The 14,715-nt window shown below is 49.1% G+C and carries 15 protein-coding genes; 11 read left to right on the top strand and 4 right to left on the bottom strand.

The window, feature by feature from the left end; all coding sequences use genetic code 11:
- Positions 1 to 123: 123 nt before the first annotated feature.
- Positions 124 to 795, top strand: coding sequence for an HAD family hydrolase (locus tag HPT30_RS21175; RefSeq protein ID WP_175373303.1), 672 nt, complete (start codon positions 124 to 126; stop codon positions 793 to 795).
- A 441-nt stretch (positions 796 to 1,236) separates the two neighbouring features.
- Complete coding sequence (gene rsgA, locus HPT30_RS21170) at positions 1,237 to 2,337, top strand: ribosome small subunit-dependent GTPase A (protein ID WP_175373302.1); 1,101 nt, start codon at positions 1,237 to 1,239, stop codon at positions 2,335 to 2,337.
- 182 nt (positions 2,338 to 2,519) lie between these two features.
- On the opposite strand, the gene HPT30_RS21165 is transcribed toward rsgA, so the two are convergent.
- On the bottom strand, positions 2,520 to 3,146 hold the full coding sequence (locus HPT30_RS21165) for an FMN-dependent NADH-azoreductase (protein ID WP_175373301.1): 627 nt from the start codon (positions 3,144 to 3,146) through the stop codon (positions 2,520 to 2,522).
- 235 nt (positions 3,147 to 3,381) lie between these two features.
- On the opposite strand from HPT30_RS21165, the gene HPT30_RS21160 reads away from it, so the two are divergent.
- Positions 3,382 to 3,519: a hypothetical protein gene (locus HPT30_RS21160; RefSeq protein WP_175373300.1), complete on the top strand. Its 138-nt coding sequence runs from the start codon at positions 3,382 to 3,384 to the stop codon at positions 3,517 to 3,519.
- A gap of 122 nt (positions 3,520 to 3,641) precedes the next feature.
- On the opposite strand, the gene HPT30_RS21155 is transcribed toward HPT30_RS21160, so the two are convergent.
- A complete protein-coding gene (locus HPT30_RS21155; protein WP_066361778.1) occupies positions 3,642 to 3,881 on the bottom strand; it encodes a hypothetical protein in 240 nt (79 codons plus the stop codon).
- Between the two features lie 170 nt (positions 3,882 to 4,051).
- Between HPT30_RS21155 and HPT30_RS21150 the strand changes: the two genes are divergently transcribed.
- The 8 genes from HPT30_RS21150 to HPT30_RS21115 all read left to right on the top strand — a co-directional run bounded on the left by HPT30_RS21150 (position 4,052) and on the right by HPT30_RS21115 (position 12,572).
- Positions 4,052 to 4,714: a hypothetical protein gene (locus HPT30_RS21150; protein ID WP_175373299.1), complete on the top strand. Its 663-nt coding sequence runs from the start codon at positions 4,052 to 4,054 to the stop codon at positions 4,712 to 4,714.
- Between the two features lie 319 nt (positions 4,715 to 5,033).
- On the top strand, positions 5,034 to 6,056 hold the full coding sequence (locus HPT30_RS21145; RefSeq protein ID WP_175373298.1) for an ABC transporter substrate-binding protein: 1,023 nt from the start codon (positions 5,034 to 5,036) through the stop codon (positions 6,054 to 6,056).
- A gap of 34 nt (positions 6,057 to 6,090) precedes the next feature.
- Positions 6,091 to 6,870, top strand: a complete 780-nt coding sequence (locus HPT30_RS21140) for an ABC transporter ATP-binding protein (RefSeq protein WP_175373297.1) — start codon at positions 6,091 to 6,093, stop codon at positions 6,868 to 6,870.
- A gap of 90 nt (positions 6,871 to 6,960) precedes the next feature.
- Positions 6,961 to 7,740, top strand: a complete 780-nt coding sequence (locus HPT30_RS21135) for an ABC transporter permease (RefSeq protein WP_175373364.1) — start codon at positions 6,961 to 6,963, stop codon at positions 7,738 to 7,740.
- 101 nt (positions 7,741 to 7,841) lie between these two features.
- Positions 7,842 to 8,831 carry an aromatic acid exporter family protein gene (locus HPT30_RS21130; protein WP_175373296.1) on the top strand — a complete coding sequence of 330 codons (990 nt, stop codon included), beginning with the start codon at positions 7,842 to 7,844 and terminating at the stop codon, positions 8,829 to 8,831.
- Positions 8,832 to 9,006: 175 nt separating this feature from the next.
- Positions 9,007 to 10,029 (top strand): HD-GYP domain-containing protein, encoded by a 1,023-nt coding sequence (locus HPT30_RS21125; RefSeq protein WP_175373295.1) that lies wholly within the window; start codon positions 9,007 to 9,009, stop codon positions 10,027 to 10,029.
- Positions 10,030 to 10,190: 161 nt separating this feature from the next.
- Entirely contained in the window at positions 10,191 to 10,748 is a 558-nt protein-coding gene (locus tag HPT30_RS21120) for an outer spore coat protein CotE (protein ID WP_066361767.1), read from the top strand.
- Positions 10,749 to 11,573: 825 nt separating this feature from the next.
- The gene (locus HPT30_RS21115; RefSeq protein WP_175373294.1) at positions 11,574 to 12,572 is read left to right on the top strand and encodes a putative amidoligase domain-containing protein; all 999 of its coding nucleotides are present in this window, start codon (positions 11,574 to 11,576) and stop codon (positions 12,570 to 12,572) included.
- A gap of 960 nt (positions 12,573 to 13,532) precedes the next feature.
- Here the strand turns inward: HPT30_RS21115 and HPT30_RS30480 are convergent.
- Together HPT30_RS30480 and HPT30_RS21105 are read right to left on the bottom strand one after the other, a co-directional pair.
- The gene (locus HPT30_RS30480) at positions 13,533 to 13,790 is read right to left on the bottom strand and encodes an inositol monophosphatase family protein (protein ID WP_175373363.1); all 258 of its coding nucleotides are present in this window, start codon (positions 13,788 to 13,790) and stop codon (positions 13,533 to 13,535) included.
- 23 nt (positions 13,791 to 13,813) lie between these two features.
- Positions 13,814 to 14,341, bottom strand: a complete 528-nt coding sequence (locus HPT30_RS21105; protein ID WP_175373293.1) for an inositol monophosphatase family protein — start codon at positions 14,339 to 14,341, stop codon at positions 13,814 to 13,816.
- Between the last annotated feature and the right edge of the window lie 374 nt (positions 14,342 to 14,715).

Here is a 14,715-nt window from a genome sequence, read left to right as displayed (position 1 = left end):
GCGTTGTCGGTTCACTGGACCCTATTCTTTTCAGAAAAGGATCAGGCGTGATATAGTTTTAACTGTGAACCTGTAGACAGGTTACTTGTACAGGAACACGAAATCTAGCGAATTGGTGAACTTATGACAAAAATACAAGGCTTGCTGTTTGATCTTGATAATACGCTTATGGACCGTGATCATACGTTCCGCAGCTTCAGCACTCAGTTTGTACGCGATTTTCTGGGCCATTTATCTCCAGAGGAGATGGACAGGGTGATCGAAGATATGATCATTAGGGATAATGACGGTTACAGGGACAAGGATGGTTTTTTTGCCGAGCTGAGCGAGATACTGCCTTGGAAGACACCTGTCTCTGCCGCCCATATCCGCACTTATTATGATGAAAGCTATAGTCATCACGGGGCGCTGATGAAGCATGCCCTGGATATTCTGGAGCATTGCCAGGCGCGCGGTTATGTACTGGGACTAGTGACCAATGGGAAAAAGCATATCCAGGATGGTAAAATCGACAAGCTGAATCTGCGTAGCTTTTTCAAAACGATCGTGATTTCCGGAGAAGCCGGAATCAGCAAACCCGATCCAGCCATCTATCGGCTTGCGCTGGAACGTCTGGGAACAGAAGCCGAGAAAACGCTATTTATCGGGGATCATCCGGTTAATGACATTTGGGGCGCCGGCAAGGCGGGGATCGAAAGCGTCTGGCTGCGCCGCAATCATCCATGGGATGATGGTCTTGAAGGTGGTCCGTGGAAAACAATTGATGAGCTGGATGAACTGAAGCAGATTTTGTAAATTTATATTGCATTATAGCTTGACAATTAGTATAAAGTCCGTTTATGATAACAGCAGATTTATTTCGGAAGGAGACGATGAATATGACAGCATATACAATGATTGTTTCGACGGTTGTAACTGTTGTAGATACGTGTCTTCCGGGAACAGATGCTGTTCAGCAAGTCTGATGCAGCTAGTGGTTAAGCTCTTTTAATGCTTATTAGAGCCGCCGGGAACCGTATCGGTTCCGGCGGCTTTTTTGCGTACAAATATACTATGCCTGGCTCTTATATAAGAGTGTGGTTTATTCTGTATTTGTAATTGTACAGCCTGACGTTCCGCTTCTGCGGAGGGTTCTGTACCAGACGCCGCCGGAACCTTGGTTTCGGCGGTTTTTTATGTTCCCGGAAAACTTGCAGGGTGATAAAAATATGGATACAGAAACTTAGGAGGCAATACATGAATATTGAACAATATGGTTGGAATGAAATCTGGATGAAAAAATGGAACCAAGAATGGAATACACAAGAGGATGGAAGAAGCTATGTACCCGGGCGGATTGTGGGCGACTTTGGCAGCAAATACCGGGTCCTTGCGGAGACCGGCGAGACTTGGGGGGAATTGGCCGGAAAGTTCAGGCATTCTCTTCACGAGAAGGGAGAGTTTCCAGCCGTTGGCGACTGGGTGGCATTAGTTATGCAAGATGAGGGTGCCCATGCGGTCATCCATGGTGTTCTTCCCCGGCACAGCGTGATTTCACGCAATGTAGCTGGCAGCACCCAGGACGAGCAAATCGTCGCTTCTAATGTCAACACCTTGTTCCTGGTCAGCGCGTTGAACAACGATTTTAATGTCCGGCGGATGGAGCGGTATCTTATTATGGCCTGGAACAGTGGAGCCAACCCGGTAATCCTGCTGACCAAAGCAGATTTGTGTGAAAACGCGGAAGAGCAAATCGCCGATATGGAAAGGGCGGCTCCGGGCGTTCCCGTGTATGCCGTCAGTGCCTTGCTGGATCAGGGGCGTGAGAAGCTGCTTCCGTATATCGGCAGCGGTCAGACGGTTGCGCTTACCGGCTCGTCGGGCTGTGGTAAGTCGACGATGGTTAACTGGCTTAGCGGAAAGAATCTTCAATTGACGCAGGGTGTTCGCGAAGACGATAGTCGTGGCCGGCATACTACAACGCACCGGGAAATGTTCGTGCTGCCAGATGGCGGTATTATCGTCGATACGCCGGGGATGCGGGAGCTGAAGCTGTGGGAGGACGAAGGCGGACTTGATCTTGCTTTTGGGGATATCAGCGAATGGGCTGCGTCCTGCCGGTTCAGCAATTGTAGTCATGAGCGGGAAGAAGGCTGCGCCGTACTGGAAGCAGTCCAAAGCGGACAGCTGGATGAGAAGCGGCTGCTTAACTACCGCAAAACCCAGCGTGAGCTGCAATTCCAGAGTTCGAAGGAAGCTAAAGCGAAACGAAAGGTAGCCTCCGGGACAGGCTCCTCCAAAACAAGCCAGTCGCGAACCAGAGGCTACGGCTGGCGCAAAGAACTAGATGAATATTAAGTGATATGTGATTCTTAAGATCACTCTAACTAACGACAAAACCTCCCGGTTCCAGAAGGAACGGGAGGTTTTGTCGTACCTATATATAAATAAAGGCCCGGTTAATGTGATTCCAGATCGTGGTTAAGTCTAGTGGTTCAAATTGTAACGGCAAATGATAACCGGACCTTTAGAACGATAACTTAGAACGAAGCTGCGACAGCTTTAGCAGATTGCAGGCCTTTTGCAATAATTTCAGCGGCTTGATCCGGAAGTTGGTTATGGCCTTCAACGATAACTTGAGTAACATCCTGGATACCCCAGAAGCCAAGGTTGTTAACGATGAAGTTAACGGCCATCTCGGCACCAGCAGCAGGACCTTCGGAATAAATGCCACCTCTGGCATTCAATACAACTGCTTTTTTGCCACCCAGGAGGCCTTTAGGACCTTCTGCAGTGTACTGGAATGTTTTACCGGCTTGGTTCACGTAATCGATGTAGGTGTGAAGTACAGCAGGTACAGCCATATTCCAAAGCGGGAAGGCGAATACGACTTTGTCAGCGGCGATAAATTGATCCAGGTATTTATTTACCAAAGCTGCACCAGCAGCTTCTTCAGGAGTAGCTTCATAGCCTTGGTTAGATTTGTAAACGCCAGTGATCAAAGTGTTGTCGTAGTAAGGGAGCTGTTCAGCGAACAGGTCAAGTTCGGTAATCTCATCTTGCGGATTATTTTGCTTGTAGCTTTCCAGGAATTCGTTGTACAGCTGGACGCTGATCGATTGGTCAGCAGGGCGGTTGTTTGCTTTGATAAATAAGACTTTAGTCATGATGATTGCTCCTCAAATGTATATTAGATACTTACTGAATATAATATAGCACTTGTAATTAAGTTTGTAAACTTTAGAATATAAAAAATATTTGTAGTGAATGAGCAGCGAATTCGTCTGAAGAGAATGCGTTTAGGAATATGTAGGAAGGGTATATAGGAGTACGAGGTTAAAAGGAAATGATTTCCTGAACAGAACAGGGACTGACAAGAAATGAATAAAAGGAGCGATTGGCATGTCCATTGACCGTTTTATTATTAAGAAATTGGACAGCTGTCACGAACAACACACGCGTCTTAATCTTCTCAAGCTATTCAAGCTTCGTATCCAAAAGGCCGAAAAAGAGGAAGAGAGAAACTACAAAACCAGCTAAAACGATCTATCCAAAAGTTACAAAGTAGGCGGTCGTTCAGGTGATAGACAGGCATATTCCTTCAGGCGAGAAGGCGTATGCCTCTTTGAGTTGTCTGGAGCATAAAAAAAACTACCCCTCTATTAATAGAGGGATAGCGCCAATGAATCATTTTCACTGTAACTGTGCAATATAGCTTCAGAGCCTTTAATTTCGATACTGATCAGAGAATTCAAGCATTTCTGGAGGGCACGTTTGCCTTTTTGAATTTTGAGATCCAAGGTGTTGTTAAGTAACCGGAGCACTTTTTGAGTCGGCTGTTTATTTTCTGTTGTGAAATACACAGGTACAAGTTTGTTCTGAAATGTTATAACCATTCTCATTTGAAATCCACCTCGCTACAAGTATTTCATAGTAATGATAATACCGGGTGTTTCTTAATTTTACCTTAAAATTAGCTTATGATAACATAAAGATTACTAGATTTATTTCCATATGCCGTGTTTTTTGATTTAATTATGATCAGTGAAGTATTACAGGAAGGAATAATGATGTGAATGAAAAGGAAAGATTGATTCTGGCCCGGTTTCTGTTTCCAGAGCTGACCAGGAGTGTGGATATTGAAAAGTTGTTGAATAAAGCGGATGCAGGAGCACGACTATGTCGGCTGAAATACGCCGAAGCGGGTTTTACACGGGATGTTTGCCTGCTGATACATAAGGAGACTACATGGATTTTTTGTCTGAGAGCACCGGAGTTGTCCAGTTGGGAGCTAAGCGAGCCAGAAGAAGTGCGTGAGGCTTGTATCCTCTTACTGAATGGTTGCGACGAATGTGAAAGTGATACTCAGACCGTACCACCCGCACCTGCAATGTTGCTATCCAGGACAAGATTTGAGCAGATCAAGGAAGAGTCCGCCGCCCTTCCGGTACATATCCTGTCGGATTTACTGGAGGAGACTAGCGGCGATGTCATGAACGCCCCCCGGTTAGCCAGAATCATGAAGCGGTGCACATCTGAGGGTGAATTACGACTTTGCATGCACGGTTCCAGCGGCTGGAATACGCAATATGCCTCCTATATCGGTGATCCCTCCGGCGCATTTATGCTACGCATCGGGAGCGGAACGGAAGATTGGATGATTGCTGCACCAACCACCAAAGCAGAGTTCTGCAATGCTATCACACAATGGGTTCTGAAGGCGGCGCCAATCTGACGCTGCGGCCAGCACGCAAATAATGAAGACCGGAACCCGCATCAAACCTTAGCCAAAATACGCGTAAACAAATAGAGTGACACACATCAGGCAGGACCGAGACAACCGGTTCCGGCCATTTTGGCGTTTCTCTTGACTCTCAAATTCTCTCAATCATAGTTTCCATGTATTTCAAAAAAATGAGTATCCGCCGATGTACCTATTTTTAGTACATTTTGAATCCGTTCATCCCAGCCACCTGGTCTTCTTAACCATTCTTTAGGCATCCGCATATGCTGCAAGCAAGGGCGAAAGACCCGGTAAGAAAGGAGAATGAAGGATGAAAAGAAGAAAAAAACTGTCACTGTCGTTCTTGATCATCGCTCTGTGTTTTTCCGTACTTGCCGGCTGCGGGGGCGACCCGTCGTCGGTGAAGGTGAAGATCGGCGAGGTGACCCGTTCGGTGTTCTATGCGCCTGAGTATGTCGCGCTGTCACAGAATTTTTTCAAGGATGAGGGTCTGGACGTGGAGCTGCAGACCATTCCTGGCGGGGACAAAACGATGACGGCTTTGCTTTCTGGAGCGATTGATGTGGCGCTTGTTGGCTCCGAGACTTCGATCTATGTATCCCAACAAGGAGCCGATGATCCGGTGATCAACTTTGCCCAGCTTACTCAGCGGGACGGGACGTTTCTGTTTGCCCGCAAGGCCGCGGAACAGTTCAACTGGGATGACGTGAAGGGGAGCGTTTTTCTCGGACAAAGAAAAGGCGGCATGCCACAAATGGCCGGCGCTTTTACCCTGAAGCATAAAGGTATCGATCCTGCCAAGGATGTGAACCTGATTCAAAATATTGATTTTGCCAACATTGCCGGGGCTTTTGCTTCCGGGACAGGGGACTATGTACAGCTGTTCGAGCCGCAGGCCTCAATCTTTGAGCGTGAAGGACGGGGTTCAGTTGTGGCTTCGTTTGGGGTAGAGAGCGGGTACTTGCCTTACACAGTTTTCATGTCCAAGAAGAGTTACATCAGCAAAAACGGAGACACGGTCCAAAAGTTCACCAATGCGATCCAGCGCGCTCAAGCTTGGGTGAAGGATCACAGTCCGGAGCAGATTGCGGACGCGGTGCTGCCGTATTTTGACAAGACAGATCGGGATATCGTCATCTCTTCGATCAAGCGTTACAAAGAACAGGATACGTATGCGACAGATCCCATCATTGACAATAAAGAGTGGAATAACCTGCTGGATGTTATGGAGAACGCAGGTGAGCTGAAGGAACGCATTCCAGTAGACAAAATTGTGAATAACAGCTTTGCGGAAAAAGCCAAGGACAGTCTCGCAAGTCAAACCGGAAAGTAAGGAAAAGCACAATCTGTGAAAGGAGGAGGTGGATATGCTGCCGGTAGTGGAATTAAAAGGAGTAACACATGCTTACTTGGGTGAACGGGAAGCCTCTCTGGCTGTTGAAGACTTGAACCTTAGTATCGGAAGTGGAGAATTCGTCAGTCTGGTTGGGCCAAGTGGCTGTGGTAAAACGACACTCCTCTCAATAATTGCCGGATTATTGCAGCCTTCCGAAGGCGAGGTCTCCGTCTATGGCCGTCCAATCCATAATCCTTCCCCCGAGATCGGCTACATGCTACAGCAGGATTATCTGTTCCCCTGGCGCACGATTCTTGAAAATGCCCTGCTGGGGCTAGAATTGACCGGTAATCTGAACGAGGAGAATCGTAGAAAGACCGTGGAGCTGCTGGGAGATATGGGACTTGCGGGAAAAGAGGATGCCTATCCGTCCCAGCTCTCCGGCGGCATGCGGCAGCGCGTTGCGCTGGTGCGTACCCTTGCAACCGATCCTGGCCTGCTTCTGCTGGATGAGCCATTCTCGGCGCTCGACTACCAGATCAAGCTGCAGCTTGAGGATCTGGTGTCAGAAACTCTGCGCCGCCGCGGGACGACAGCTATCCTGGTTACCCATGATCTGTCTGAGGCGATTGCAGTCAGCAACCGGGTGATTCTGCTGGAACCAAATCCGGGAAGAATCCGCAAGGTGTTCACCGTGCCGGAGTCTATCCGCGAGGTTCCGCCCTTATATGCACGGGATCAGCCGGGCTTTGCAGAGCTTTTTCATGAGGTTTGGAAGGAAATGGAGCAGGCAGGAAGCAAGTCGGTTTAGGCAGGTAACGCTGAACGTTAGGAGGGAACGCTTGTGGAGCAATCGGAAATATCCGGGATCGCAGCTTCCCGGGAATCATGGCTGCGGCAAATGCACAGCACTTTCAGCCAAGAGAAACGACGGGAGAAAAATCGCATTGTCGCGGTCCGCACCAGCCTGCTGCTGGTGTTCTTTGCCCTCTGGGAAGCCAGTGCGCGGCTGGGCTGGATCGATGAACTGCTGTTCAGCTACCCGACCAAGGTGTTCCGGCAAATCTGGGGCGATATGGTCAGCGGTACTCTTTGGCCACATTTAGGCATCACGGTTGGAGAGACCGTGGTAGGCTTCGCGCTGGGGACGCTGCTGGGCACACTGCTGGCTGTGGTGATCTGGTGGTCGCCTTTTTTATCCGCGGTACTGGATCCATATATGGTCGTATTCAACAGTATGCCAAAAGTGGCCCTAGGTCCCATCTTTATTGTGATGTTTGGTGCCGGCTTCACAGCTATAGTAATGACGACTTTATCCATCACGGTCATTGTAACTACGCTTGTGGTTTATAACAGCTTTTGCAGCGTTGATCCCAATCTGGTCAAGGTGGTACGGTCGTTCGGCGGCACGCGGGTGCAGATCTTCTTCAAGGTCATCCTGCCAGCTTCGTTCCCTGCCATCGTATCTACGCTGAAAGTGAATGTCGGCATGTCATGGGTAGGCGTCATTGTGGGTGAATTTCTGGTGGCAAAATCAGGTCTTGGCTATCTCATTATCTACGGCTTTCAGGTCTTCAACTTCACGCTGGTCATGTCAAGCCTGCTGATCATAGCAGCGGTGGCAACGGCTATGTATCAACTGGTTGTCTATGTGGAGAAGCTACTGTTAAATCGGCGTTAAAAAGATGATGTCATGTTGTGCCGTTCTGAAAAATCTTGTACCATGACTATATTATCTTTACTTAAATTAAGAAGCGAATGTAGTTAAGGAGAGTATTGTTCATGGGATTTCGTGTAATCAAAACCGCAGCGGCCACGCTGCTGTCCATTCTGCTGGCAGCCGCTGTGGGCATACCCAATGCGCAAAGCGCAGGTCTGCTGGCTATTCTGGGTGTGGAAGTGACCCGCAAAAGGAGTCTCCGAACGATATCGGCGCGCTTTTTCGCCTCGCTCGTGGGACTCTTTTTAGGCTGTATTTTATTCTGGGGACTAGGGTTTCATTATTGGGTACTCGGACTTTATGTGCTGTTTGGCTTCCCGCTGATTGTGCGGGCAGGCTTTAAGGAAGGGATCGTCACCAGCTCGGTTATCGTCTTTCGGGTCTTTGGACAAGCTGAGATCAGCTTGCATGTCCTGTTCCAGCAGATTGAACTGCTTGTAATCGGACTAGGGTCTGCAGGACTGGTGAATTTGATCTATATGCCTCATGCAGGTGGGGCGATCTCGGCCATCCGCAAGGAAGTGGATGGTTATTTCTCTGTGATTTTCACACAGATGTCCCGCACATTGCGTGATCCTGCATATGTCTGGGACGGTAAGGAGCTGATCGGAGCTAACGCTGCAGTTCAGCGGGGGCTGACGGCGGCGACGCGGGAGATGGAGAATCACGTGATTCATCCCGACGAAGCGTGGAATGTTTATTTTTATATGCGAAAAGAACAGTTGGAATCGATCCAGAACATGGTTCAGCTCCTGTCTCAGGTGTACCGGCAGCTGCCGCATTGTGACATGATGGGTGAGCTGTTCGATCAATTGAGCAGTGACGTGAGAGCAGAGGAGTATACGGGCCGTACGGAGCATCTGCTGCAGGAGGTAGAGCAGGAATTCAAGCGGATGGAGCTCCCGGCTTCCCGTGAGGAATTCGAGGTGCGTTCAGCGATTCTCCAATTGTGCCGTGAGCTGACTCTGTACCTAAAAATTGCTAAACAGCATAAGAATCCGGTTGGACATGAGGTAGTTCGTCCTTCACGGAGCCGTACCCGCAAAAGCTGAGATTAGGCCTCGAAGCCCGGGACAGGTATTAACAAACAATAGTAAAATAACGATAAGTATAGTTAAGCAATAAAATAGTACCACATAGGTGATGTATCTTGAACGGTAACAGTGGGGATTCAAATACAGCAGGGAATTCCGTAGTCTCGGATTTTCTGCTCTGGCAGGTGAGAGCGTGAATAATAGCAACGAGGAGTATATCGGGAAGCAGTTGGTTGCCAACTTGTTCAACAGCAAGGGTGTCTTTGTATTGCCTGCGATGACCTTGTTAAGCGCCGAGCATATCCGATTGATCAGTCAGCACAAGATTGCGCTGGAGGAGAAAGATGTTATTCATTTGGATGGCGCGGCATTTTTCCAGATTGCTATCGACGACTGTACGACTGCAATGGAAAGTATTTTTGAACAGATCCGTTACAATAAAAGCAAGCGCATTCCCATGATTGAGCTCCGCAATGAAGTCATCCCCTTCATCCATCAGGTGACGGAGAAGAATGATTTCTATGGCATATTGGCTGCGTTGCAGTCAAAGGACGATTATACATACAGGCACAATGTTGCAGTAGGGATTCTCTCGACGCTGCTGGGCAAGTGGCTCAAGATGAAGCCGGAGGATCTTAGCCAGCTGACCATTGCGGCCACCCTGCATGATATCGGAAAGATTATGGTGCCGGCCGAGATTCTAACCAAGCCCGGACCGCTGAGCGAAGAAGAGTTCCAGATTATGAAAAAGCATACTACGTACGGCTACGAAATGGTGCGGGATACGGTTGGTACGAATCACAATCAGGCACTTGTAGCCCTTCAGCATCATGAACGAATGGACGGCAGCGGCTATCCGTTCGGGGTGCTTGGACACCGGATTACGGATTTCAGCAAAATCGTGGCGATCTGCGATATTTTCCATGCCATGACTTCAGACCGTTTCTATCGGAAGGCGTCTCCGCTTTACGAGGTTCTGACACAGATGGAGGAGAGTGTGTACGGCAAGCTGGATCCTTATATTTGCCGGGTCTTTATTGATAAACTGATGCAGTCCATGATAGGGAACGAGGTGGAGTTAACAGACGGGCGGACGGGAAGAATTGTGATGATCCTGTCGCATGACCCTCTTCGTCCGCTCGTGAACCTCGGCGAGGACTTCCTGGACCTCAGCAAGCAGAGAAACATCGGTATTGTAAGGGTTATTCCGCAATAAAATGTACTCATACCATCGTGTCAAATGAAATAAAATGAACTATAACCCTCGCGGCCGGGGCCGGGAGGGCTTACTCAAATTTATTTATAGACTAACAATCAACAAATGCCTAGAACCTGCATACACTTGATAGTGAATGATTGTATGGAGGAGGTTCAAAGATGTCATTAGGCCATAAACGTCAAACAAGGGAGATCATTACGAAGGCAATTTGCGGCAAAGGTCGTAAGTTCTCTACCGCAACTCATACCGTGACTCCGCCACATCATCCGACAAGTATTCTGGGGGCTTGGATCATCAACCACCAATACGAAGCGGTTGCCGCCGGTAACGGAATCGAAGTAATCGGTACTTATGATGTGAACATCTGGTACTCGTACGACAAGAATAAGCAGACCGAGGTTGCTAAAGAAACGGTCTCTTATGTGGAGCTTATTCCTCTTTCGTACCTGGACCCGAGACACCGCGCATCTACAGTGGAAGTTTCTGCGGAGGCAACGCAGGAACCAAACTGTGTGGAAGCGGGCGTATCGCCGGGAGGCGGAAGCGTGACCCTTCGCGTGGAGCGGGAGTTTGAAGCGGAATTGGTGGCTGAGACCAAAGTCCGCGTGTTTGTAAGTGATCAAGTCGATGATCTGGAAGACAAGGATTATGATTTTGACGGCGAAACCTTCGATTATGAAGATTTGGACCCTGACGCCCTGGATGATGAGTTGTAAGAAACATGCGCCGCCGCCTGACTTACGATGTATGAGATATGATTCATTATATGCTGGGAGGGCGGCGGCGTAGAGGGCGAATGCCCTCCTTTTTTTGAATAATTTTTTTGCTTGTCTAAAAAGTCTGTTGAATTTCTGCAAAGCTTAATTTGTATGGCAAAAACGGTGTCTTCCGCATGACGGGAAGCCGTTTTTTGCTATTTGGGTATCTAAATCAGGAATACCAGCCCGGAGGAGGGCGAGAAGATGATCAATGAGGGGATTGGCGTCTACAGGTCTCTTTCACTTGAACAGCGAGAGGGTCGTCTATTGCGGAGCGGGCTGAAGGCGGCACTCACTGCGGGTAGCAGAAGAAAGTATTTGATCACTGATTCCGGGGTCAGCGCCAGCCCAGCTAGGGAACGTCGTTGTGCCTGGGAGATGACAAACTCAGTTGATGATACATATAAGGCCAGCAATCACGGGGGGAAACACCGGCAGCGTTACTCCATTTCGGTCTACAATCTCGCGGTGAGGGCTATTACGCCCTTTGGAGCAGGGCGGGGGATGAAGGGAGTTCGACTTAGTTCCTATGGACGGCAAGAAGAGGGGGTGGTAGGCCAGTGCTCAGGGAGGCTTCTACGCGATAGCCAGAATGTAGAATGGGAGGATTTTACTACAAGTGCGGAGCATGTTGACGGCTACGAACTAGATCGGCTAAGGTACTCGATTGATGCTGCCAGAACTAATGATAATGGTGTTACAGAAGAAGGGGATGTGTGGCCATGGAGGGACACGAGGGCCGCTGCGGGTAGAAGCAGAAGCTTCCGCCGGGATGTCGACAGTTTGGCGATTGCTGCCCTGTATAGCCTGGGTCTGGACAGCGGTGAGGTGCTGCTCACCGCTATGGGCGAGCGTCAGTATGTGGTGGAGGACGTGACGCCACTGGCAGTGGCTCCGGGCAATTCGCTCCCGGAGCCTTATGCATCGGCTGCGCGGGTCTTGACCCGCAGCCTGGCCGCTGAGCAGCCCGGGCGTCCGGGGCTGCTCATGGGCATGGACCCGGAGTTCCTGCTGCTCCGGGTGGACACGGGCCGCGTCGTGCCTGCGTCGCGGTACCTGCCCATGGCAGGCGTCGCGGGCTGCGACGCCGGACCCCCGGGAACGCGCGGCGCGTTCCCGGTAGCGGAGCTGCGCCCTCAGCCGCGCGGGGAACCGCGCGCGCTGCTGGCGCAGCTTATGTCCGCCGCGGCTACGGCGGACCGGCTGATCGCCGACCGCACGCTGGCGTGGCGGGCGGGAGGCATGCCGCTGGCGGGCTGGGCCCTCGGCGGCCATCTGCACTTCAGCGGCGTGACGCTGACCGCGCCGCTGCTGCGCGCGCTCGACAACTATCTCGCGCTGCCCATTACGCTGCTGGAGGACGCCAGGGCGTCCTCGCGGCGTCCGCGCTATGGTGTGCTCGGCGATTTCCGGTACCAGCCGTATGGCGGCTTCGAGTACCGCACCCTGCCGAGCTTCCTGGTCTCCCCGGTCATCGCCAAAGGCGTGGTCCATCTGGCTCACCTGATCGTGAGCCATTATGAGGACCTGCCGCTCCGCCCGCTCGACCGGGAAGATCTGCATGCCGCCTATTATAGCGGCGACAGAGCCCCTTTGCGGGCCGCCTTTACCCCTTTGGCGGCCCAGATTAGAGCCTTGGGCGGCTACGAGAAGGCCGCCCCATACATTGAGCCCCTGCTTCACTATATTTCCGCAGGGCGAACCTGGGATGAATCCCGCGATATCCGCAGGCTCTGGCGGACCGGGAAGCCCAGCGAGAGTATTTCCGCGGGGCAATCTTAACCCACCATTAAAGATCGGGCCGTCCTATTAAAGATCGAACCGCCCTAAAGTGATTTTCTACGAGTGAGGCAAAACTGTTTTTTAAAAAGAAGCTTTAAAAAGAAGCTTTAAAAATAAGATTTATAAAGAACTTTAGAGCAGTGATTTTCCCCTTATGGGAGGATCGCTGCTCTACGTTTTACTTATTGACGCCTGCTTCAAAAATTATTGCCATGTGAAAGTCATCCAATCTCGATAGTTACTTAAGGTAAAATCCTTGATTGGCCTAATAATACGAAAATGCTCCTTCGGGATGGTCTGTGACGCTGCTATTTTTAAAGGCACAACAGCAAAATCGGCGCTTGAACGTTTGGCAGTGAAGATGCTGTGTGTTCAGAGGGTACTCCCGATCGCTGATAAAGACCGATTTCCTTTGCGATTTTTAAAGGACCCAACGTCATCATCAGTGTTGTCAAACAAATTGTCAAAACAACTACATCTGACGGTTGAAATTCACTTATGCGAGCTAACGGACCGTATAATCGTTATTTTCCATAAAAGCTACTTCTGGAATGTGCAACGGACTCAGGTGACGCTATTTTCTCCCGCACAGCGGATTTCGTTTGGAAACTATGCTCATAAAGTCTCTGGAGTCCGTTATCTTACTGAGTAGTTGAATCGAAAGGCAATAAAGTCTCTGGAGTCCGTTATGTTACTGAGTGGTTGACTCGAAAGGCATTAAAGCCTCTCGAGTCCGCTGTTTGACGAAGCGGCACTAAATGGAGGTAGCTCCTTTTAAAGACGTGCTTTTTAAGACGTGTGATAAACAATTATGTCTCCCAAGCTGCGGAGAGGACGGATGTGGAAAAGCGGTAGCGTTCGCCTTGTTATCAGTATTCCATGGGTTTGGAGATAACTTTATGCTAAACTATCCATTCTGTTATGGCTGGGCTCAAACGCAGGTCAATAAACAAAACAAGATCAAAGCTCCCTCAGCTCCGCGACCATTTTCCCATGCAGACTGGTATTCGCAGTGATGATCCCGGAAGTGCCCCACGTGAAAGGTCCTCCTTGACCATTCGTAATGATCCCGCCAGCCTCTTGAACGAGCAAGGAACCCGCCAGCCAGTCATAATAATCGTCCCCAAATTCAAAATAGCCATCAAGTCTACCGCTTGCGACGTAAGCTAGTTGCAAGGAGACAGCGCCGAGCATTTTTACAGCTACAGTCTTGGTCATAAAACGGGTAATGCCGCGTACCGTCAGCTCCGATATCTCCTGTTCTTTTGCCGGATCGCTGGGTAGGGAGGTTGTAATGTAGGATTGGCCAATGATTGCTTGGTTGCCACATGGATAGGAGAGCCGTTCATGAAAGCCCCTTGTCCTGAAACAGCATGGAATAATTCCCGGCTGCTGGGATTATAGACAAACGAAACGAACGGTTGTCCTGCACGGACAAGACACAGAGAAAGGGCAAAGAAGGAGAAGCCTTGGACAAAATTCAGAGCTCCATCCAGTGGATCAAGAATCCAATATTCGCCTGCAAATTCCGCTTGCCGCTGATTATCCAGATTGAATTCCGAATCCGACCAGAGAATAGAAGGATATTTGCTGGCAAGGGGTTCTTTTAACGATCGGGTGACCCATTCACTCATTTCTGTAGCTCTGGCGTGTACTTCCTCAAATGTGGTCAAACGCAGATCTTTCTTGCATTCCTTCAGGAGCTTGGCTCCGAGAGAGACAATAAGTTCGCTGCAAAAAGCGATATCAATAGTAGTTGAGGTATTCATGGTTGGTTTATCCTCTCTTTGTTCGAAATTTTAAGTAGTATTAATAAATACGACTAATTATTTTTGAAAAAAAATACCCTCTACAAAAGCTATGTTAAAATGATACCTTTGTATAAGTAGTATACAAGAATACCACTGAGTAAAATTAGGGCTGTCAAGATGCTTTTTCAGTGATTACTGACTATAAGGCATACCATTTAGTTTGACTTTATCTTGAACATTTATTCGATTAAGCAGTATTTGTATAGCTTGAACTAAAAATAATATATTGTCTGAGTCTACAATCGAGCTAAGAGAGGTCTTGTTAGAAGAGGAAAATACCTTTAAATGCTTTAGTTTGTTTTTTTAAAATAAAGGCAATTTAGCGTTCAATA

Source organism: Paenibacillus agri (assembly GCF_013359945.1).
Lineage (GTDB): Bacteria > Bacillota > Bacilli > Paenibacillales > Paenibacillaceae > Paenibacillus_AQ > Paenibacillus_AQ agri.
Note: the sequence above shows the minus strand (reverse complement) of the source record. Positions and strands in the feature narration are given on the sequence as shown.